18 protein-coding genes, 1 tRNA gene and 1 pseudogene are annotated in these 19,753 nt (G+C 56.0%); 7 read left to right on the forward strand and 13 right to left on the reverse strand.

The annotated features are described in order from the left end of the window. Nucleotides 1-26 precede the first annotated feature (26 nt). On the forward strand, nucleotides 27-149 hold the full coding sequence (locus TR2A62_RS19315) for a hypothetical protein (protein ID WP_009158449.1): 123 nt from the start codon (nucleotides 27-29) through the stop codon (nucleotides 147-149). 222 nt (nucleotides 150-371) lie between these two features. Here the strand turns inward: TR2A62_RS19315 and TR2A62_RS02845 are convergent, their stop codons facing one another. Further along, on the reverse strand, nucleotides 372-818 hold the full coding sequence (locus tag TR2A62_RS02845; protein ID WP_009157709.1) for an iron-sulfur cluster assembly scaffold protein: 447 nt from the start codon (nucleotides 816-818) through the stop codon (nucleotides 372-374). A gap of 69 nt (nucleotides 819-887) precedes the next feature. On the opposite strand from TR2A62_RS02845, the gene hisI reads away from it, so the two are divergent. After that, nucleotides 888-1,244, forward strand: coding sequence for a phosphoribosyl-AMP cyclohydrolase (gene hisI, locus TR2A62_RS02850; protein WP_009160791.1), 357 nt, complete (start codon nucleotides 888-890; stop codon nucleotides 1,242-1,244). Here the strand turns inward: hisI and gluQRS are convergent. The 8 genes from gluQRS to rocF form a co-directional block, all read right to left on the reverse strand. Further along, nucleotides 1,241-2,131 carry a tRNA glutamyl-Q(34) synthetase GluQRS gene (gene gluQRS / locus TR2A62_RS02855; protein WP_009157896.1) on the reverse strand — a complete coding sequence of 297 codons (891 nt, stop codon included), beginning with the start codon at nucleotides 2,129-2,131 and terminating at the stop codon, nucleotides 1,241-1,243. The genes hisI and gluQRS overlap by 4 nt on opposite strands. Then, on the reverse strand, nucleotides 2,128-2,739 hold the full coding sequence (locus TR2A62_RS02860; protein ID WP_009160118.1) for a class I SAM-dependent methyltransferase: 612 nt from the start codon (nucleotides 2,737-2,739) through the stop codon (nucleotides 2,128-2,130). Before TR2A62_RS02860 ends, gluQRS begins: the two co-directional genes overlap by 4 nt. A gap of 21 nt (nucleotides 2,740-2,760) precedes the next feature. Continuing rightward, a complete protein-coding gene (trmFO, locus tag TR2A62_RS02865) occupies nucleotides 2,761-4,101 on the reverse strand; it encodes a methylenetetrahydrofolate--tRNA-(uracil(54)-C(5))-methyltransferase (FADH(2)-oxidizing) TrmFO (protein WP_009159352.1) in 1,341 nt (446 codons plus the stop codon). 104 nt (nucleotides 4,102-4,205) lie between these two features. After that, a complete protein-coding gene (locus TR2A62_RS02870; protein WP_150103447.1) occupies nucleotides 4,206-4,823 on the reverse strand; it encodes a porin in 618 nt (205 codons plus the stop codon). Nucleotides 4,824-4,880: 57 nt separating this feature from the next. Then, a complete protein-coding gene (locus TR2A62_RS02875; RefSeq protein WP_040820095.1) occupies nucleotides 4,881-5,093 on the reverse strand; it encodes a hypothetical protein in 213 nt (70 codons plus the stop codon). Between the two features lie 427 nt (nucleotides 5,094-5,520). Continuing rightward, nucleotides 5,521-8,292: a DNA gyrase subunit A gene (gene gyrA / locus TR2A62_RS02880; protein ID WP_009158782.1), complete on the reverse strand. Its 2,772-nt coding sequence runs from the start codon at nucleotides 8,290-8,292 to the stop codon at nucleotides 5,521-5,523. Between the two features lie 160 nt (nucleotides 8,293-8,452). Beyond that, complete coding sequence (locus tag TR2A62_RS02885; RefSeq protein ID WP_009159637.1) at nucleotides 8,453-9,505, reverse strand: ornithine cyclodeaminase; 1,053 nt, start codon at nucleotides 9,503-9,505, stop codon at nucleotides 8,453-8,455. Between the two features lie 20 nt (nucleotides 9,506-9,525). Further along, complete coding sequence (gene rocF / locus TR2A62_RS02890; protein ID WP_009160416.1) at nucleotides 9,526-10,446, reverse strand: arginase; 921 nt, start codon at nucleotides 10,444-10,446, stop codon at nucleotides 9,526-9,528. A gap of 121 nt (nucleotides 10,447-10,567) precedes the next feature. Here rocF and TR2A62_RS02895 point away from each other — a divergent pair, with 121 nt between their 5' ends. Beyond that, nucleotides 10,568-11,002, forward strand: a complete 435-nt coding sequence (locus tag TR2A62_RS02895; protein WP_009157491.1) for an Lrp/AsnC family transcriptional regulator — start codon at nucleotides 10,568-10,570, stop codon at nucleotides 11,000-11,002. On the opposite strand, the gene TR2A62_RS02900 is transcribed toward TR2A62_RS02895, so the two are convergent. Together TR2A62_RS02900 and TR2A62_RS02905 are read right to left on the reverse strand one after the other, a co-directional pair. After that, nucleotides 10,973-11,422, reverse strand: coding sequence for a disulfide bond formation protein B (locus TR2A62_RS02900; RefSeq protein ID WP_009160120.1), 450 nt, complete (start codon nucleotides 11,420-11,422; stop codon nucleotides 10,973-10,975). The two genes, TR2A62_RS02895 and TR2A62_RS02900, sit on opposite strands and share 30 nt — an antisense overlap. Beyond that, complete coding sequence (locus TR2A62_RS02905) at nucleotides 11,419-11,997, reverse strand: YqaA family protein (RefSeq protein ID WP_009157977.1); 579 nt, start codon at nucleotides 11,995-11,997, stop codon at nucleotides 11,419-11,421. Before TR2A62_RS02905 ends, TR2A62_RS02900 begins: the two co-directional genes overlap by 4 nt. Before the next feature lie 123 nt (nucleotides 11,998-12,120). Between TR2A62_RS02905 and TR2A62_RS02910 the strand changes: the two are divergent. From TR2A62_RS02910 to TR2A62_RS17470, 4 genes and pseudogenes are all read left to right on the forward strand, one after another. After that, nucleotides 12,121-12,973, forward strand: a pseudogene (locus tag TR2A62_RS02910) (neutral zinc metallopeptidase). A gap of 91 nt (nucleotides 12,974-13,064) precedes the next feature. Then, nucleotides 13,065-13,150 (forward strand) — tRNA-Leu (locus TR2A62_RS02915). Between the two features lie 429 nt (nucleotides 13,151-13,579). After that, nucleotides 13,580-14,512, forward strand: coding sequence for an IS5-like element ISTasp1 family transposase (locus tag TR2A62_RS02920; RefSeq protein ID WP_009157880.1), 933 nt, complete (start codon nucleotides 13,580-13,582; stop codon nucleotides 14,510-14,512). A gap of 232 nt (nucleotides 14,513-14,744) precedes the next feature. Next, nucleotides 14,745-16,739, forward strand: a complete 1,995-nt coding sequence (locus TR2A62_RS17470) for a Hint domain-containing protein (RefSeq protein ID WP_009160157.1) — start codon at nucleotides 14,745-14,747, stop codon at nucleotides 16,737-16,739. On the opposite strand, the gene TR2A62_RS02930 is transcribed toward TR2A62_RS17470, so the two are convergent. Both TR2A62_RS02930 and TR2A62_RS02935 read right to left on the reverse strand, forming a co-directional pair. Further along, nucleotides 16,740-17,324, reverse strand: a complete 585-nt coding sequence (locus TR2A62_RS02930; protein WP_009157718.1) for an NTP transferase domain-containing protein — start codon at nucleotides 17,322-17,324, stop codon at nucleotides 16,740-16,742. It lies immediately after the preceding gene. Continuing rightward, nucleotides 17,321-19,726 (reverse strand): FAD-dependent oxidoreductase, encoded by a 2,406-nt coding sequence (locus TR2A62_RS02935; protein WP_009158584.1) that lies wholly within the window; start codon nucleotides 19,724-19,726, stop codon nucleotides 17,321-17,323. Before TR2A62_RS02935 ends, TR2A62_RS02930 begins: the two co-directional genes overlap by 4 nt. Nucleotides 19,727-19,753: the final 27 nt, after the last annotated feature.

Raw genomic sequence — 19,753 nt, forward strand, 5'->3', positions numbered from 1 at the left:
AGAGAACATCAGCGCAGGAGGCCAAAATGGCCAAAGATATCAAAATCGCAATCAAACGGTCGCAAGATACATTGATTGAAGATCTTGCCGGTGCTGTTGCTCTCGTTGTTATGCTCTTTGTCGGGCTGTCTTTGCCGGGGGTCGTATGATCCTCTGACATCCCGATACTGCCTAGCTGTCTGTGCCGGCCTCGCACGCGTCCCTGTCCCAACGATGACGCGCACCTGACTGTCACTGCCTGTTACTGTCCCGTCAGAAGGGTTTTGCCTCCCCTCTGAATTTGCGAAAGCCCGGGTCCCACACAGACAAGCTGACTTAGTCCGCCGCCTTCCAACAGGAAGTGCGGCGGTTTTTCTATGAAAAACAGTTATTTATGCAGTTGTCTTAATGTTATTTAGCGCGTCGAGCGTAGCATCGAACGCCAGCATGATTGAGGCATGACGGTTCTTGTAGTCGCGTGCCGGTGTCAGTACCTCAAGATCCGAAAATGGGGCTGATGGCACGGGGCCATCGTTCTTGAGCATATCCAAGAGTTGGTCGCGGCCAGACTGAATTTGCGCAGGTGTGGACCCGAGAATGCCAGCGCCGACGACGGCTGCGGCGGCCTGACCCAGTGCACAGGCTTTGACGTCTTGGCCGTAGCCCGTGATCTGGCCGTTCCCGAGGGTCAAATCGACGGTGACGGTTGAACCGCACAGCGGCGCGCGCTTTTTCGCGGTGGCATCGGGTGTCTCCAACCTATCAGTCAGAGGCATATCCGCCGCCAACGCCAAAATGCGAGCAGAATAGAGTTTGATTAGGTCGGTATCTGCGGTCATGTCGATTGCCCTAAAGTCTGTCCCACTCTAGATAGGCGTGACCGTCCATGATGCAAAAGGTTTTCTGCCATGTTTGATCCTAATTCCCTGACATTTAATGACGCAGGGCTGTTGCCAGTGATTGCGCAGGACGAAGAGACCGGCGAAGTTTTGATGCTGGCGTGGATGAATGCAGAAGCCGTGACCAAAACGATCGAAACAAAGCGGGTGACCTACTGGTCCCGGTCGCGGTCCGCGTTCTGGATCAAAGGCGAGAGCAGCGGCCACACCCAAGAGTTGGTCGATTTGCGCATGGATTGTGACAAGGACTGTTTGCTGGCGGTGGTTCGGCAGATTGGTCCGGCGTGCCACACGAACCGGCGGTCATGCTTCTACACCAGCATTTCTGGCGACGAGCCGGTCGAATTGATGAAACCGATGATCTAGAGACCGACCAGATGGCGTATGTCGTCTAGCGTGGCCCCTTCGGCGCGGTACTTTGAAATCGCGCGCGCATCGTCGCGTTTAGCAAGCCGCTTGCCAGAATCGTCGCGGACCAAAGCGTGGTGGTGATAGATCGGTGTCGGTAGACCCAAGGATTTTTGCAAAATCACATGGATTGCCGTGGCATCAAAGAGATCGGCGCCACGGATCACATGCGTGATGTCTTGGTCCGCGTCATCCAGCACAACGGACAGGTGATACGAGGTTCCCATATCGCGGCGGGCGATCACGATGTCGCCGATTGTCTGTGGAATCGCACGCGACGAAACTGAAATTGTTCCGGTCTGGTCGTTTGGCCCGTGTCCCGTTTCAGTGAAGGAAAGGCACATGTCATCATTGCAGGGCGTCCCAAATCGGTGAGCGGCGTCTGCAGTGGCAAAGCGGTAGACGGCTGCAGGATCCCTAGGTGTGGTGTGATTGGCAAACCGTTTTGGCGCGCAGGTGCCCGGATAGATCAGCCCGTCAGGCCCCGTGGGTAATACCGCACCTTCTTGGGGGGCTGAGAGTGCCGATTGGATATCGCGGCGGTTGCAGCTGCACGGATAGATCAGATCGCGGTCGTACAGCGTCTCGAGCGCCGTTGAATAACGGATCATTTGATCTGATTGCCGGACCGGAGCCGCGTCCCAGCTGATGCCGAGCCATTTCAGATCGTCGTAAATCTGGGTTTCCCATGCGGCGCGCGCGCGGGATTGGTCGATGTCCTCGATCCGCAACAGAAACGTGCCGTTCTCAGCGCGGGCCATATCATGCGCCAAAAGCGCGGAATAGGCGTGCCCCAGATGCAAGGGGCCAGTCGGTGACGGCGCGAACCGCGTGGTAAAAGTCATGTAACGCGAGCGATGATGATGTCCGATCCCATATCTTTCTTGGGCAGATGCGGGCCATGGGCACGGTACAGAACCGTCAGTTTTCCTGCCGTGATCAGCCCGTCCAAATAGGCGTCATAGCTCCCATCGGTCAGTGTGGGGTCGTTAAAGCTAAAGGCCAATAGACCACCGGCGGGCAGAGCGCCGATCAGGGTTTCGAATGTTTCTGGCGGTGCTGCCCCTAGGCTGATCACTCCTGCCGCAACAATGGCCGCATAGGGGCCGTGCTGGATGTCGATCGAGCCGGGCTCGGATTGCCATAGCTGGGTGTAGACGCCCGCGTTTTGGGCATGACCCAGCATTTCGGGTGATATGTCTGTACCGTGGACGTCTGTAAACCCTGCGTGGGTCAGCGCCTTGCCCGACAAACCAGTTCCACATCCGAAATCTAGGATGCGGTCGCGGGCGGCTATATGATCGCGCAATGCTTGGGCCAGACGGGTGGGGGTGGCGTAGCCTGACGCTATCACATCGGCATCATAGCTATCAGCCCAATCGGCATAGATCGCGCGGGTCTCGGTTACGCTACGTGGCGCCCAGAGGTCAGGTTTCAGAACGTCATCTGTCATGAGGTGACGCTAGCTTGGGAATTATTGGCTGTCGAGCCATGCAGTCCAATCGGCCTTGGCGCGATCAGTGTAGGCTTTGTAGCGGTCCTTGCGCCCTTTGCGTCCACCTTTGAGCCCTTCGACAGGTGGGAAGAGGCCAAAGTTCACGTTCATCGGCTGGAACGTCTTTGCGTCGGCCCCACCAGTGATGTGCGTGACGAGCGCACCCATCGCCGTTGTGTGAGGCACGGGGTCCAGTTCCTGTCCGGTAATTTCGGCCACAGCGAGACGCGCGGCAAGCAGGCCCATCGCGGCGGATTCGACATAGCCCTCAACACCCGTGATCTGACCTGCAAAGCGCAGATGTGGTTTGGATTTAAGCCGCATCTGTCCGTCCAAGAGTGTGGGCGAATTGAGGAACGTGTTGCGGTGAATGCCGCCAAGCCGTGCAAATTGCGCGTCTTGCAAGCCGGGGATCATGCGCAGAACATCTGTTTGCGCGCCGTACTTCATCTTGGTCTGGAAACCGACGATGTTGTAGAGCGTCCCCAGCGCGTTGTCGCGGCGCAGCTGAACCACGGCGTAGGGTTTATTTTCGGGATCATTGGCATTGGTCAGGCCAACGGGCTTCATTGGGCCAAAGCGCAATGTTTCGCGGCCGCGTTCGGCCATAACCTCGATCGGGAGGCAGCCGTCAAAGTAGCCTGCGGTTTCGCCTTCTTTAAACTCGGTCTTGTCCGACGCGAGAAGGGCGTCGATGAAGGCCTCGTACTGATCGCGTGTCATTGGGCAATTGAGATAGGCAGTGCGCTCTTCTTCGGTCTCGCCCTTGTCATACCGCGACTGCATCCACGCTTGGGACATGTCGATGCTGTCAAAATAGATGATCGGTGCGATTGCATCAAAGAATGCGAGCGCATCTTTGCCAGTCTCGTTGGCGATCGCGTCCGCCAAGTTGCCCGAGGTCAGCGGGCCAGTGGCGATGATCCAATGGCCGTCTGTCGGAAGCTCGGTGATTTCTTCGTAAGACACGGAAATGTTCGGATGGGATTTCAACGCCGCGGTCACGCTCTGCGCAAAGGGTTCGCGATCAACGGCAAGTGCGCCGCCCGCTGGCAATTTGTGTTTGTCAGCCGTGGCCATGATCAAGCCGCCTGCAGCGCGCATTTCCCAATGAAGCAAGCCCACAGCGTTTTGTTCGTCATCATCCGAACGGAACGAGTTCGAGCATACCATCTCGCCCAAATCACCCGTCTGGTGAGCAAAGGTTTCGACCTTGGGGCGCATTTCGTGGATCACGACGTTGAGGCCCGCGTTTGCCGCCTGCCATGCGGCCTCGGAACCGGCCATGCCGCCGCCAATGATGTTGAGTGTCTGTGTCATAGGCTGGGATGTAGCTGCGCACTCGTCGAAAGGAAAGAGGTGCAGGCGCAATAAAAAAGGGCCCGCGCGAGCAGGCCCTTTTCACGATTAATTTTTCGGTTGGTTTAGAAGAACAACATGTTGACCTGCGCACGGCGCGTATCGTCACGCAGGCGTTCAGCAACGATCGCACGGTTGCCGCGCTCAAATGTCAGGCCAATCGAAATAGTCCTAATATCGTCAGGCACGCCATCACCGGAAAGGTGACCGACAGATGCTTCGATCATCGCGCCTGGTGCGAATTCGTAAGACGCACCGATGTCGATCTGATTAATGTCGAAATCAACCCCAACAACAGTTGAGTAGGCGCTAGTGGCTCTCAGGCCGTTGCCAAAACCATAGCTTGCATCGATTGCAACGAAACCTTCGTCACCACCAAAGGTCAGGTAGCTGCCACCGACTTCGATATCGCCCACGCCGTAGTCAACCTGAACGAAAGTGACCGCATCGTTGTCTTTGAACTTATCAACCACAACACCGAAAGACAGGTCATCCGAGACCTTATATTCGCCGTAGATTGTTGTGTTTCTTTCACCATCGGTGTCCGTCAACGCGAGACCCGCGACCATCTGGCCATTGTTATATTCTGCGAAGACCAAATTTGCGTTCTCATCAAAGTCGCTGAACGAAGTAACAGCTAGACCAGCGAGAAGTTCAGGCGTGATGTAGTAGCCGAGTGCAATTGTTGTCGCACGGTCTGGATCGCTGTTTGAGCCGCCATCGCTTGAGCGAAACTGAGTCTACGCGATATCGACGGTGGCCAAAAATGAACCCATTTTGTAGTCGGCCGCCGCGTCGATCTGGCGAATCCCAAACCAATCGCCTTCAAAGGTGATGCGATCTTCGGTGATCTCGATGCCGTAATATGTGAAGCCGTCGGCCTGCGCGGCGCCAGCGAGTGCCATAGTTGCCGCTACGGCAAGTGTGGTAGATGTCTTTGTATATTTCATCATGTGATTTCTCCGAGAAATAGAAATGTTTTATTATCAAAAAACTGTTAAATTTACCGCGAACTATGGTCAGCAAGGTGAAAAATATCGGTGCCGTTTCTTAGGTGTTCCGAGGCGAATAGGTCACATAATTTAACAGTGATCCCATTACAGAACTCTTTTTGAACGGTCACAGCATCCGATGCTTTTGTTCATTGGCCGAAGGGCAGGTGATCTGCCCGTATTTGGTTGATAGCAATAGCCTTTTTTAAGGTAAAGGGATGAAAAAGAGCAGTAAACGGTTCTAGTCTGACCATCAAAGAATTGATCAATCCGCGTTTGGAAAACGACAAGACAACCCATGCGATTTTATTTGGCAATTGGCTCGCCGGGGCGCGAATAGCGGGAGGAATCCACCCGCGCGTCGTTGATGCGCAGGTGGGGATTCTGGTTAGCTCTCTGCGCTATCGCTCGCGTCCGGGGCGGGGCCGTCTTCGCCATCATCTTGGTCGTCATCCTGTTCCGCAATCCATGCGACGGACATGACCATCTCGTTTTTGCCGGTGTCGAATACTTTGACGCCACCTGCACTGCGCGAGCGGAAGCTGATGCCTTCTACAGGGACGCGGATCGATTGGCCCTGGTTTGTGACAAGCATGATTTGATCGTGGATATCGACAGGGAAGGACGTGACGATTTCACCACCGCGCATCGCCTTGTCCATGGCTGTTACACCCATGCCGCCACGACCACGTAGCGGATAGTCGTGTGAGGATGACAGTTTGCCGGCGCCCTGTGCCGTGATGGTCAGGATCAAGTTCTCGGCCGCTGACATCTCGGCGTAACGCTCTTGGCTCAACTGACCAGCCTCCACGGCGTCGTCGTCATCGACCTCGGCATCATCGGCCAGACCTGCCATGGCGCGGCGCATCTTGAGATAGGCTGCACGTTCGGCTGGATCAGCTTCAAAGTGGCGAATGACCGACATGGACACGACCGTGTCGTCGCCGTTCAGTTTGATCCCGCGTACACCGGTTGAGGCGCGGCTGTTGAACACACGCACATCATTGGCACGGAAGCGGATGGCGCGGCCCGAGTTGGTTACCAGCATGACGTCATCATCAGGCGCTGTAATGCGCACATTGATCAGCTTGGTCTCTGCGTGCTCGCCTTCAAACTTCATTGCGATTTTGCCGTTCGATTTCACATTAGTGAAATCAGACAGTGCGTTACGGCGCACAGTTCCAGCGGATGTCGCAAAGGTTACCTGAAGATCAGCCCAGTCTTTTTCATCCCGATCAATGGGTAGAATAGCCGCGACAGAGGCGCCGACAGGCATCGGTAGAATGTTGACAATGGCCTTGCCCTTGGAGGTACGAGACCCCTGCGGGAGACGCCAAGTCTTGAGCTTGTAAGCCATACCATCGGTCGTAAAGAACAACAGTTGTGTATGCGTGTTGGCAACAAAGAGCGTCGTGACGACGTCTTCTTCTTTGGTTTGCATGCCGCCGACGCCTTTGCCACCACGACGTTGCGCGCGGAAATCAGCCAGAGGCGTGCGTTTGATGTAGCCACCCGACGTCACAGTCACGACCATATCTTCGCGTTCGATCAGGTCCTCGTCGTCCATGTCACCGGACCAATCAACGATCGCAGTGCGGCGCGGAACAGCAAACTGATCACGCACCTCATGCAGCTCGTCGCGGATGATCTGCATGATACGTTCACGGCTGCCCAGAATTTCGAGATAGTCGCGGATCTTGCCAGCCAATTCTTGCAGCTCGTCTGTGACTTCTTTCACGCCGATCTGTGTCAGACGTTGCAGACGCAGCTCGAGGATTGCGCGGGCTTGGGTTTCGGACAGGTTATAGGTGCCGTCGTCATTGGCAGTGTGGGTCGGATCATCGATCAGTTCGATATATTCGAGGATCGATTCAGCAGGCCAGCGGCGGGTCATCAGTTTTTCACGTGCCTCGGCCGCATCTGCAGAAGAGCGGATTGTGGCGACGATTTCGTCAATGTTGGTAACGGCCACAGCGAGACCACACAGGATGTGGCTGCGTTCGCGGGCTTTGCGCAGCTCGAACGCTGTCCGGCGCGCGACGACTTCTTCGCGGAAGTCCACGAACGACGTAAGGAACCGGCGCAGGGTCAGCTGTTCTGGGCGACCACCGTTCAATGCCAGCATGTTACAACCGAAATAAGTCTGCATCGGAGTAAAGCGGAACAATTGGTTCAGCACGACCTCGGCTGTGGCATCGCGCTTCAGCTCGACCACGACGCGCACACCATTGCGGTCGGATTCGTCTTGGACGTGGCTGATGCCTTCGATCTTTTTCTCGCGAACCTGCTCGGCGATCTTTTCGATCATCGTGGCTTTGTTCACCTGATAGGGGATCTCGTCGAGAATGATGGCAAAGCGGTCCTTGCGGATTTCCTCGACGCGGGTTTTCGCCCGTACGATCACACTGCCGCGGCCTTCGAGGTAAGCTTTGCGCGCACCGGACCGACCCAGCATGATGCCGCCCGTTGGAAAGTCAGGGCCGGGCACGTATTCAATCAAATCCTCAGAGCTGAGATCAGGGTCGTCAATCAACGCAAGGGTCGCATCGACCACTTCGCCTAGATTGTGAGGTGGAATGTTGGTGGCCATACCGACGGCAATACCGCCCGCACCATTGACCAGCATGTTTGGAAAGCGCGAGGGCAGAACCGTTGGTTCGCGGTCTTTGCCGTCATAGTTATCTTGGAAATCAACAGTGTCTTTTTCGATGTCCGCCAACACAAAGGCTGCGGGCTTGTCCATCCGCACCTCGGTGTAACGCATCGCGGCCGCATTATCGCCGTCCATCGAGCCAAAGTTGCCCTGACCATCAAGCAGTGGCAACGACATCGAGAAATCCTGGGCCATCCGAACGAGAGCGTCGTAGATCGCGCCATCGCCGTGCGGGTGGTATTTACCCATGACGTCGCCAACAGGACGGGCAGATTTGCGGTAGGATTTGTCGTGGCTATTGCCGGTCTCGTACATCGCATAGAGGATGCGGCGGTGCACAGGTTTCAGACCATCACGCAGATCAGGGATCGCACGGCTGACGATCACGGACATCGCGTAATCGAGGTACGACGTCTTCATTTCATCCGTGATCGAAATCTGCGGCCCGTCATAGACGTAAGGGGCTGGTGCGTTGTCGTCTTCGGGGGTGTCTGGCGTGTCGCTCACTGTCGGGCTCGTCCTGTTGCTTTTCGCAATATATTGTACAGCCCAAAGGTATCACCCCGCGCATATGGTGGGAAGCGCGGAGTGATCCAAATAGGCGGCAGATGCCGCATTTTGTTGATTTATTTGCCTAGCGGCCTCCAGAAGGGGGGCTGTGACGCTGTTATGAGGCGCGTTGGAGCATTCCGAACAGGTCGCGGGGGTCATCAGGGTCGGCCAGCATGTCGAGATTCTGATAGAGCCCTGTGTCTTGCAGCTGATCGCGGACGTAGTTCAGCGCCGAGAAATCCTCGATTGCAAAGCCGACGCTGTCAAAAAGCGTGATCTGTTTGTTGGAGGTGCGTCCCTGTTTGCGGCCCAACATCACTTCCCACAATTCTGTGACGGCGTGGTCGTCGTCCAACTGCTGAATTTCACCCTCGATCCGTGTCTGTTCGGGGTATTCCACAAAGATATCTGATCGCAGCAGGATATCGCGGTGCAATTCCGTCTTGCCCGGGCAGTCGCCGCCGATTGCGTTGATGTGCACGCCGCTGCCGACCATGTTGTCCGTCAGAATTGTCGCGTTTTGCTTGTCTGCGGTGCAGGTCGTGATGATCTGCGCGCCTTCCATTGCCTCTTCGCCGGTATTGCATTGGGTGACGTGCAGGCCCGAAGCGGTGAGATTAGCGGCACATTTGGCCGTAGCGGCAGGATCAATGTCATAGAGCCGAACGTGGGTGATGCCGCAGATCGTTTTCATCGCGATGGTTTGAAATTCGGACTGAGCACCATTGCCGATCATCGCCATGGTCGTGCTGTTTTTCGGCGCGAGATACTTGGCCACGAGGGCCGACGTCGCCGCAGTCCGCAGTGCTGTAAGCAATGTCATTTCGGACAGCATGACAGGGTATCCAGAATCTACATCTGCCAAAAGTCCAAATGCAGTAACGGTTTGTAGCCCTTTCTTCATGTTAGATGGGTGGCCGTTCACATACTTAAACCCGTAGGTTTCACCGTCTGATGTTGGCATGAGTTCGATCACGCCTTCTTTGGAGTGGCTGGGCACGCGCGGGGTTTTGTCAAAGCTCTCCCAGCGTTTGAAATCGGCCTCGATCCGGTCGGCAATGCCGGTTAGCATTGTTGGCAGGCCGATCTGATGGACGAGCTTCATCATGTTGTCGACGCTGACAAAGGGCACCATGGCGAGGGCAGAGGCATTTGGGTTATGGGTCATAGTCTGAGCATCCTTTGTCATTATGCAGCACGGTTAGGGCGGTCAAAGACGCGGCGACCCATCAAAGAGGCCGTCAGATCGACCATCAGGGTTGCAGTGCGTCCGCGTTCGTCGAGGAATGGGTTGAGCTCGACCAGATCCAGCGAGGTCACAAGATCGCTGTCGCTGAGCATTTCCATGATGAGGTGGGCTTCGCGCAGGGTCGCACCACCAGGAACGGTCGTGCCAACAGCAGGGGCGATGTCGGGGTCCAGGAAATCGACATCTAGCGAGACGTGTAAAAGACCGTTCGCGGCGCGAACACGCTCGAGAAATGTGGCGAGCGGTGCCTTGATGCCATTTTCGTCGATGCTGCGCATGTCGTGCAGGGCGATATCGACGTCGGCCAAGGCGCAGTGTTCTTCTGGATCGACCGAGCGTAGGCCAATCATGCAAATGTTTTCAAAAGGCACCGGTGCGGTGACGGATGGAAAGGCATCAAACCCAGCACGTCCGGTGAAATAGCCGACAGGTGTGCCATGCAGGTTGCCACTGGCCGTGGTGTTTGGTGTATGGAAATCGCTGTGCGCGTCCAGCCATAGAACAAACAAAGGGCGTTCTTGGGTGGCGGCATATTCGGCCATGCCACTGACGGTCCCCAGCGCGAGCGCGTGATCGCCACCTAGAAAAACTGGCATTCCCTTTGGGGCTGTGTCTTGTGCGGCGCGCGACAGGCTTTGGGTCCAACCAACTGTTTTTGACAGTTGATGAAGGTGGTCGGGGCCAGATGCGTCCACCACGTCAGGCGTCAGGTTGCCAAGATCAGTGACGTGATGGCCCAAGGCGCGCAATGCTGTGTCCAGCCCAGCTGTTCGAAAGGCATCAGGCCCCATTATGCAGCCTTGGCGCGTTTTACCACAATCAACGGGCGCGCCGATCAAAAAGAGCGATTTCGGGGTCATGATCCACCTCTAGGTCTGTTGTGTTATCGCGACCGTACCGTGCGTGATGGTATGGACGGGAGGGGTCAACATGCGCATATTGGTGGTATCTTATTCATATCGGACGACTGGGGAGATCAAAATGGACAATATGGATCAACGCTTGATCGCGGCACTCAAACGCGATGCGCGTGCGAGCCTATCTGAACTGGCGGATATTCTACAGGTTGGCCGTGCGACTGTACGTAGCCGGATGGCCCGTTTGGTCGAACAGGGCGAGATTGCCGGTTTTACCGTTCTGACGCGACATGACGTCAAGCCTGCAGCGGTGCGCGGGTTGATGATGTTGGGGATTCAAGGGCGCGGGGCTGAAAGGGTGAGAACAGCCTTGATGCGTATGCCGCCGGTTTCTGTCGTTCATTCCACAAACGGCAAGTGGGATTTCATAGCCGAAATCGAGACCGATACACTGGAAGACTTTGACAGGGTGCTGTTTGAAATCCGCAGGTTGGATGGGGTAAGTCAGAGTGAGACGAATCTGTTGCTGTCAACCCGCCGTCCGGCGCGCGGCGGCTAGCCAGACAACTGTCAGGGCAAAGGCGGCGAGCATATTGTAGCTGGCCATCGACAAGCCAAGAAATTGCCACGAGATTTCGTCACACATCACAACAGGGGTGATATCGGTCGACAGCAGATCGGTCCCTAGATTGCCGCCGCCTGAACAGCTGCTTGGGCCTTCCCACCACTTTTTCTCGACACCGGTGTGATAGGCCCCGATGGCACCCGTTATAAATGTCGCAAGCGCGCCGAGGTATGCAATCGCTGGGGCGCCGTAGCGGTAGCCGACCAAACCGATCAGGATCGCGGCGGCGTGCGGCCAACGTTGCCATAGGCACATTTTACAGGGCGGATAGCCGATAACTTGGAAAAAGAACGCACTGGCCAACAAGGCGGCAGAGCCAAGACCGGCTAAAAGCATGAGCTGGCGTGATGTCATAGAAATTTCACCGCATAGAACCCGCCGACCAATACGACGCAGAATATCGCGAACATAAGGCCAAGACGCCTTTCGATGAAATCACGAATGGGTGCGCCGAATTTCCACAAGAGAGCCGCCACAATAAAGAACCGCAATCCGCGGGCGACGATCGACGCCACGATAAAGACACCAAGGTTGAGGCTGGTCGCACCCGACAGGATCGTAATGACCTTGTACGGGAATGGTGTGACGCCGGCGATCAGCACGGCCCAAGCGCCGTATTCCTGATAGCGGACTGCGAATTCGCCAAAGTATTTGTCTTTGCCGTAGAATTCGAGGACCGGCTTGCCGACCGTTTCGAACAATCCCGAGCCTATATAGTAGCCTAGCATTCCGCCGAGCACCGAACCCACCAGCGCAACACCTGCGATGACAAAGGCACGGCTGGGGCGGGCAATGATCATCGGGATCATCAGCACATCGGGCGGGATGGGAAAGACAGAGCTTTCGACAAAGGCCACGATAAAGAGGGCCCAAAGCGCATAGCGCGTTTCGGCCAAAGACAGGGTCGTTTCATATAGTCGGCGGATCATGTGCTGCTCGCTCTTATTCTATGTGCTCTTCTTCCACCAGCGGTGCCGGATGGTCAAGGTTGCGGTGCGCGCGGCAACAGATAGATTGGTGTCCGAATAATGAGTGCATAAAGGGGTAGGGCGATGAAATGGCAGGGACGTCGCAAAAGCCGCAATATCGAAGACCTTCGTAGTCAGGGCCGCAAGGCTGGATCTGCAGGTGGGATCGGCGGCATCGGTCTGATCGTGATACTGGTTGCTGGATATTTTTTAGGCATTGATGTCTCGCCCTTGCTCAACGGTCAAACGGGTGGCGGAGCCGTCACTGAGAGCGCAGGGATCACTCCACAAGATCAACAGGCCGCGGAATTTGTGTCGGTTGTCTTGGCCGATACCGAAGCAGTTTGGGCTGATATCTTTCCACAGCAAGTCGGCACGCAGTATGATCCTGCAACGTTGGTCCTGTTCAAAGGTGGCACACAATCACCATGCGGCGGCGCCTCGGCAGCGTCTGGTCCGTTTTATTGCCCCGCAGATCGCAAGGCGTATCTGGACCTCATTCTTTGTGACGATGCAGGATAGGCTTGGGGCAGGGGGTGACTTTGCGGCGGCTTATGTTGTGGCGCACGAGATTGCCCACCACATTCAAAACGAGCTGGGTATTTTGGGCCAAGCCAACCAAGCACGGCGCCAAGCATCGCCCGCGGAATCAAACGCGATTTCGGTTCGGATTGAATTGCAGGCCGATTGCTATTCCGGAATTTGGGCCCGCGCAGTGCAGCAAAAGTTCGGCACGCTTGAGCGTGGAGACCTAGAAGAGGCGCTGAATGCGGCCAAACAAATTGGCGACGACACGCTCCAGCGCAATGCTGGTCAGCGCGTGCAACCGCATACGTTTACGCACGGCACATCCGAGCAACGTCAGCGTTGGTTCGCAACCGGATATCAAACCGGTGACATGCGCGCCTGTGATACGTTTAGCGCCCGCCAGCTCTAGGCCTATAAGAGCGGTCAGAAAAAACGCGAAAGGGGCGGCAAATCCCATTGACGCCCCCCGCCCGCAAGGGTAGGACCGCGCCACTGGTTCAGCCGATGTGGCGGAATGGTAGACGCAGGGGATTCAAAATCCCCCGATAGTGATATCGTGTCGGTTCGAGTCCGACCATCGGTACCAGTGCTTTCACAATCTCCTCACAATTTGGCGACTCACGAGGACCCGCGTGGTCCAATTGATTCGAGAATATGGCACTGTTGTTCTCGTTCGGGTGCCGATTTTGTCGGAAAAATAGGATTGTTCACGAGAAAAATATAAAATGTGACAACGCTAGGAAACTGATTTTACCCCACGTTAACGTTGTTCAACTGTTTCGCTATTTCCTGCATTCAATACCAGTCAGGGCGGAAATTAGTTAATTTTTCGCCAATTAGTTCACGATAAAACGCGCCAATGGCGATCCCGTTTTTGCGAATACACCAAGTGCGCGATTAATTGTTTCGGTTTCGGAAACACATCTACAGCCCTTGGTTGTGGTGACGTGGAGCTTTGTTGCACAAATGGGTTGATGGGATTCACTGTATGAATCCAGCGTGATAGCTGCAGGGGATGAGCAGCTGGTCCCCTACTAAATATAAGACCAAGAATTGGTCGTCTTACAATGACAGTTTGAAGCGGCGCGGATCGTTGTCGGTCTGGTTTGATCCAGAGATGGTGTGGACGCCGCCGCCAAACGGCAAACGCGGTCGGCAACAGCAATTCAGTGACGCCGCTATTCAAACGTGTCTGACGCTCAAAGTCCTTTTTGGCATGCCGCTCCGCCAGACAACCGGGTTCGTTCAGAGCTTGCTGCAGTTGGTCGGGCTTTATTGGTCAGTGCCGGATTTCAGCACTCTTTGCCGCCGCCAGAAAACGCTGAACGTGAGCCTGCCCTATCGTGGCGGTGCTGGCCCGTTGAATCTTCTTATCGATAGTACGGGGATCAAGGCCGAGGGTGAAGGCGAGTGGAATGCGCGTAAGCATGGCGGCTCTAAACGCCGCATATGGCGCAAGATACACATAGGTATCGACGAAGAAACGCTGGAAGTGCGGGCAGTCGAAGTCACGGGCAGCAACATCGGGGATGCTCCCGTGCTGCCCGCACTCCTGAACCAAATCCCGCTTGATCAGGACATCGGCAGCGTCACCGCAGACGGGGCGTATGACACGCGTAAATGTCACGAGGCAATTGCCGCCCGAGGTGCCCATGTAGTGATCCCGCCACGCAAGAATGCAAAGCCCTGGAAGCCCACGAGCGCCGGAGCAATTGCCCGCAACGATGCGGTCAATGCACAACGATATCTGGGCCGCACGTTGTGGCGACACTGGAGCGGATACCATCGCAGAAGCCGCGTCGAAACCAAGATGCATTGTATGAAACTACTGGGCCAATCGTTGATGGCGAGGGACTTCGATCGCCAGGTCGCGGAAATCCAAGTCCGCATCGCCGTCCTTAACCGCTATACGGCTCTTGGCATACCTATCACTAAGCCCGTAGGCTAAATCCGTCTGGGGTAAGGGCAAGAACGTCCTTCACCCAATTTGTGCAACAAAGCCTGTCTAAGACTGTATCGGATAGCAGTGCAGAATATGGCAATGGCGTGCACCGCGCGACAGCGTGCTATGATTTGATTAAACTTCCTCCTACAACAGCGCTATGTTAGCGAATACATGCCACCTAACAGCTGCGTTGGGCGTGGCTCACATTATTCCTTAGCTGCGAGGGACCTCAAAAATGGCCGATATCGACGGAACACCAAACGACGATCAGATCCAAGGCACAGCCGAGGACGACATAATCAACGCGGGCAATGGCGCAGACATTGCATCGGGTGAAGGTGGTGATGACCTGATCAATGGTGGTGAAGGTAACGACATCCTGTATGGCGATGCCGGCGAGAATGTTGTTCCGGGCTCAGACGCGACACCTTTGACGATGGCGGTCGGCAACGTGGTTGCTGGATCAGATACGTCGACAGGAAATAACGCTGCTGATCCAGGTGACAGCGTTGTCTACCGTGATGTTGCCACGTTGGAAGACGGCACATCCGTTTCCGGGCGTTTGGTTTTGGTGTCGGTTTCCAACGATAATATGCCCGTTGATATTTCGGGCGGTCCCGGCTTTGAAATCCTGTTGAACAGCGGCGCCAGCGGTAACGCCGGTTTTGCGGGTGAAACGGCTACGTTCCGCATGGAATTTTTCGTGCCCAGCAGCCCGAATGCAACAACTGGCACGCCAATTGCATTGAATTCGACCGCGACCTTCAATGACCTTGATCGCAACACGAACGGGACTGTTGAAACTGTCCAAGTGGACGGCAATTCGTTCAGCCAGTTTGGCGTTGCTGATGATACATCACTGGCCGTGACGACAACCGGTGGCACTGTGACAGCTTCGGGTGGTGAGTTTAACAGCCCCGATGACCAAGACGCGTGGTTTAGCGCCGAGTTTGAAAACCGTGAATTCATCGAGTTCACGCTTTCGCCGCGTTCGACGCAGTCCGGATTTTCGATGAATGGTGACCTGATTGACGATGCAGTTGTCGAGCCGCTGGTCCCCGGGAATGATACGATCAACGGCGGCGGTGGTCAGGACACGATCTTTGGCCAGCAAGGCAATGATACTATCGACGGTGGTTCGGGCAACGACACGATTGATGGCGGCTCGGGCAATGACACCATCCAAGGTGGCACAGGTCAGGACACGATCGAAGGTGGTTCGGGCAACGACATTGTTGATGGCGGTGAAGGGAATGACCAGATCAGCGGCGGGTCAGGCGAAGACACGATCGATGGCGGTCAGGGCCAAGACACTCTAGGCGGCGGCGAAGGCAATGACACACTGACCGGCGGCGACGGGGACGATACCCTGCGTGGTGGTTTGGGCGAAGACACGTTGAATGTTGGTGGCGACAACGACACCGCCGAAGGTGGATTTGGTAGCGACCTGTTTGTTGTGACCGAAGCAGGTAACCACACAATTATCGGCGGTGAAGACCCCGATGGTTCTGATATCGACGTGCTGAATTTGAGCGGCTTAAACGTCAACATCATCCGCACGGGCCCAGAGGCCGGACGCGTCGAGTTTCTCGATGACAACGGCAATGTCACGCGCGAGTTGGAATATTCGGAGATCGAAGAAGTCGTTCCATGCTTTACGCCCAGTACGATGATCGCAACGCCGCGTGGTGAGATGCCTGTAGAAGCATTGCGCGCCGGTGACCGTGTGTTCACCCGTGACAACGGTATTCAAGAAATCTGTTGGGCTGGTTCCAAGTCGCTTGATGCGGCAGTGCTCGCTCAGATGCCTCAATACCAACCGGTGTTGGTGCGGGCGGGAAGTCTGGGCAACGGGATGCCCGAGCGCGATCTGCTGCTGTCGCCGAACCACCGCATGCTGATGACCGGAGAGGCCGCGAGCCTCTATTTTGAAGAAATCGAGGTTCTGTCTGCGGTCAAACATTTGACCCAAGTACCAGGCATTGATGCGGTCGAGACGACGCAGGTCACCTATTTGCACCTGCTGTTTGATCGCCATGAGGTGGTTTTGTCGAACGGCGCGTGGACCGAGAGCTTCCAACCCGGCGATTATAGCCTGCGTGGGATCGGTGCGTCGCAACGCGCTGAAATCATCGACCTGTTCCCAGAATTGTCGAATGGTGCGGTGAGCGCTGGCTTTAGTGCGGCTCGCAAAGTGCTGAAGAAACACGAAGCCAAATTGATCATGTGATCAACGACCCGTTTCGCGCCGCCATGCGGCCCAGTCTTCGGGCGTGTCGAGATCTCGACGCGCCCGATTGTCGTTTTGCTGAACATATCCGACCCGTGACGAGTCACGGGCGATGATTGATTGGGCACCGGTATCCCCAGATAGAAATGCAAACTCGGGTCGAACAATTGCGTCAAAGTAGATCGGATGACCCGCCGCGCCGCTGGCTGTCAGTGGGCGTACGATTTGTTTGTGCCCGAGCGTTTGGGCAACTAGATTATACTCGTCTTTGGTGATGTCGGGCATGTCTGACAGAACGACAAAGAACCCTGTGACCTCTGGCAGCGCGGCGACCCCATCACGCAAACTGTCGCCAAGTCCACCCAGTGGGTCCTGTACCGCGATACATTGGGCGTTTGTCCCTGCCAGAGCCTGCGCGCGCGGGTGACCGTCCTGTGGCACCATCACCACCACAAGATCGCAGGCGTGTTGTGCGATCTCGACCTGTTGACGCAGCAACGGTTGCCCATCCACAGGTTCGAGCAGTTTGTCGATCCCGCGCATTCGCGTTCCTCGACCAGCAGCTAGGATCAACGCCGCGATCATCTGCGCATCTGCGCGCCGTCAGGATCAAAGAGCGGCGTGGTGATTTGTGTGGCCTTGCACATCTTTCCGAGGATTTCGATTTCGGCGGTTAAGGATCCAGTTGCATGTTCAGTCGGCACGAGGGCCATCGCGATGCTCTTGCCTGCGTGATGCGAATAGCCGCCAGATGTGACAAAGCCCTGAACCTTGCCGTCGATGAATACCGGCTCGTAGGCGGTGGCATCGGCATCATTGGCGTCGACCTCAAACACAATCAATTGTCGCGCAGGTGGATTGGCGCGCTTAGCTTCGGCCGCTCCCCGACCAATAAAGTCTGCATTCTTCTTGAAGCTGATAAAGCGGTCCATGCCCGTCTCAGCAGCGGTATAGTCAGGCGAAAATTCAGCCATCCATGACCCAAAGAACCGGTCTAGTCGCAAGGACATCATTGCACGCATTCCAAAGGGCGTGATATTGTAAGATTGGCCCGCTGTCCAAAGGATGTCCCAAAGCCGGCGTTGGTCGATCGCATCGCAGTAGATTTCAAACCCCAGATCACCCGTATAGCTGACCCGTTGAATGAAGCAGTTCACGCTATCGACAAGCACCGGTTTAACATCAAGAAACGCCATTTCTGGGTCACGCCCCAATGCGGCGGTCAACACGTCACGGGCGCGGGGGCCTGCGATTTGAAATCCTGTGCGTTGGTCCGAGACGTTCAATAGCCGAACATTGGGTCCGGGGTTTTGTTCAAACCATCGCAGATGGATCGCTTGGGCACCGTAGCTCGCAGTCAATTGGAATTGGTCATCCGCGAGGCATGAGATCGTGAAATCACCTAGCAACCGGCCCTTGGGCGACAACATGGGCGACAACGACAGCCGACCCGGTTTGGGGATGCGCCCTGCCATGATCCGGTCTAGCCAATCACGTGCACCGGGTCCGTGGACTTCGTATTTGCCAAAATTCTGAACCTCATTGATGCCAACACTGTTGCGGACGGCATGCACCTCGCGTGCGGTTGCGGCAAAGGCATCAGAGCGCCGGAAGGACGGTGTCTCGAATGTGGGTTCGTCCCCATTGGCAAAGTAATTGGCGACCTCGAGCCCGAACTGATGGCCCCAGACCGCACCCATTTTGCTGAACGTGTCATACATTGGTGTTGTGCGATGCGGCCGCGCGGCGGGCAGTTCTTCGTTCGGATAGGCGACGGAAAAACGCCGCTGGTAGTTTTCGATCACCTTTGGACGGGTGTAGCCGGGGTTGATCCAATTGCCATAGCGCCCGACGTCCATTGCGGTCACGTCACGTTCACATTCACCTTCGACCATCCATTGGGCCAACATCAGGCCGACGCCGCCACCTTGGCTAAAGCCGGCCATCACGCCGCAAGCGGACCAGTAGTTTTGCAAGAACGGGACGGGGCCGACCAGCGGGTTCCCATCGGGTGCAAATGTAAAGGGACCGTGGATCACTGATTTCACGCCAGAGCGTTCGAGAACAGGGAACCGGCGGTAAGCAAAGTCGATCGAGTCTTCGATTTTGTCCAAATTGTCAGGCAGTAGCTCGTGCCCAAACGACCAAGGAGTTCCATCTACGGCCCACGGTTTGCAGGGCTGTTCGTAGAAACCGATGCACAATCCGCGACCTTCTTGGCGCAGATAGCTTTCGCCAGCGGGGTCCATCACGTGGGGGTGTTCGCTGGTGGCCTCGTAGATTTCGGGCACATCGTCGGTGACGATATACTGATGTTCCATCGGGTGCAGAGGCAAGTAAACACTGGCCATTGCAGCCACTTCGCGAGCCCAGAGGCCACCCGCGTTGACCACATGTTCGGTGTGAATTGTGCCTTTATCCGTGACCACATCCCATGTGCCATCAGGCCGTTGGTTTGTCTCGGTCACCATGGTGTGGGTTTCGATCGTCGCACCGCCCATTCGCGCCGCTTTGGCATAGGCGTGGGTGGTGCCGGATGGATCGAGGTGCCCGTCGAGCGGATCATAGAGCGCGCCAATGATGCCATCGAGGTTTGTTATTGGCGCAATCTTGGCGATCTCTTGAGGACCAACGATTTCGGTCTCAAGCCCCATGTAGCGATGCTTGGCCCGTTCCGCGACGAGCATGTCAAAGCGGTCTTGGTTATCCGCAAGGGTCACGCCGCCGACGTGATGCAGCCCGCAGGACATTCCTGTGATCTCTTCCAACTCGCGGTACAGTTTGATCGTGTATCCTTGGAGCGCGGCCATGTTGGTATCGCCGTTCAAAGTGTGAAAGCCACCGGCAGCATGCCAGGTCGAACCGCTGGTCAACTCTGAGCGTTCCAGCAGCATCACGTCTGACCACCCTAGCTTGGTCAAATGATACAATACAGATGCGCCAACGACGCCGCCTCCGATCACGACAACACGGGTGGTGGTTTTCATGACACTGCTCTCCGATGATGTGTTGAG

Origin of the sequence: Thalassobium sp. R2A62 (genome assembly GCF_000161835.1) — a bacterium.
In the GTDB taxonomy this organism is placed as follows: Bacteria; Pseudomonadota; Alphaproteobacteria; order Rhodobacterales; family Rhodobacteraceae; genus Thalassobium.

Coding starts and splice junctions, on each gene's coding strand:
- TR2A62_RS02845 (WP_009157709.1), bottom strand. CDS start 818: ATGACCGCAGATACCGACCTAATCAAACTCTATTCTGCTCGCATTTTG.
- TR2A62_RS19315 (WP_009158449.1), top strand. CDS start 27: ATGGCCAAAGATATCAAAATCGCAATCAAACGGTCGCAAGATACATTG.
- TR2A62_RS02875 (WP_040820095.1), bottom strand. CDS start 5,093: ATGATGAAATATACAAAGACATCTACCACACTTGCCGTAGCGGCAACT.
- TR2A62_RS02935 (WP_009158584.1), bottom strand. CDS start 19,726: ATGAAAACCACCACCCGTGTTGTCGTGATCGGAGGCGGCGTCGTTGGC.
- TR2A62_RS02860 (WP_009160118.1), bottom strand. CDS start 2,739: ATGACAGATGACGTTCTGAAACCTGACCTCTGGGCGCCACGTAGCGTA.
- TR2A62_RS02930 (WP_009157718.1), bottom strand. CDS start 17,324: ATGATCGCGGCGTTGATCCTAGCTGCTGGTCGAGGAACGCGAATGCGC.
- trmFO (WP_009159352.1), bottom strand. CDS start 4,101: ATGACACAGACACTCAACATCATTGGCGGCGGCATGGCCGGTTCCGAG.
- TR2A62_RS02885 (WP_009159637.1), bottom strand. CDS start 9,505: ATGACCCATAACCCAAATGCCTCTGCCCTCGCCATGGTGCCCTTTGTC.
- gluQRS (WP_009157896.1), bottom strand. CDS start 2,131: ATGACTTTTACCACGCGGTTCGCGCCGTCACCGACTGGCCCCTTGCAT.
- rocF (WP_009160416.1), bottom strand. CDS start 10,446: ATGACCCCGAAATCGCTCTTTTTGATCGGCGCGCCCGTTGATTGTGGT.
- TR2A62_RS02905 (WP_009157977.1), bottom strand. CDS start 11,997: ATGATCCGCCGACTATATGAAACGACCCTGTCTTTGGCCGAAACGCGC.
- TR2A62_RS02920 (WP_009157880.1), top strand. CDS start 13,580: ATGAGCAGCTGGTCCCCTACTAAATATAAGACCAAGAATTGGTCGTCT.
- TR2A62_RS02900 (WP_009160120.1), bottom strand. CDS start 11,422: ATGACATCACGCCAGCTCATGCTTTTAGCCGGTCTTGGCTCTGCCGCC.
- TR2A62_RS17470 (WP_009160157.1), top strand. CDS start 14,745: ATGGCCGATATCGACGGAACACCAAACGACGATCAGATCCAAGGCACA.
- hisI (WP_009160791.1), top strand. CDS start 888: ATGTTTGATCCTAATTCCCTGACATTTAATGACGCAGGGCTGTTGCCA.
- TR2A62_RS02895 (WP_009157491.1), top strand. CDS start 10,568: ATGGACAATATGGATCAACGCTTGATCGCGGCACTCAAACGCGATGCG.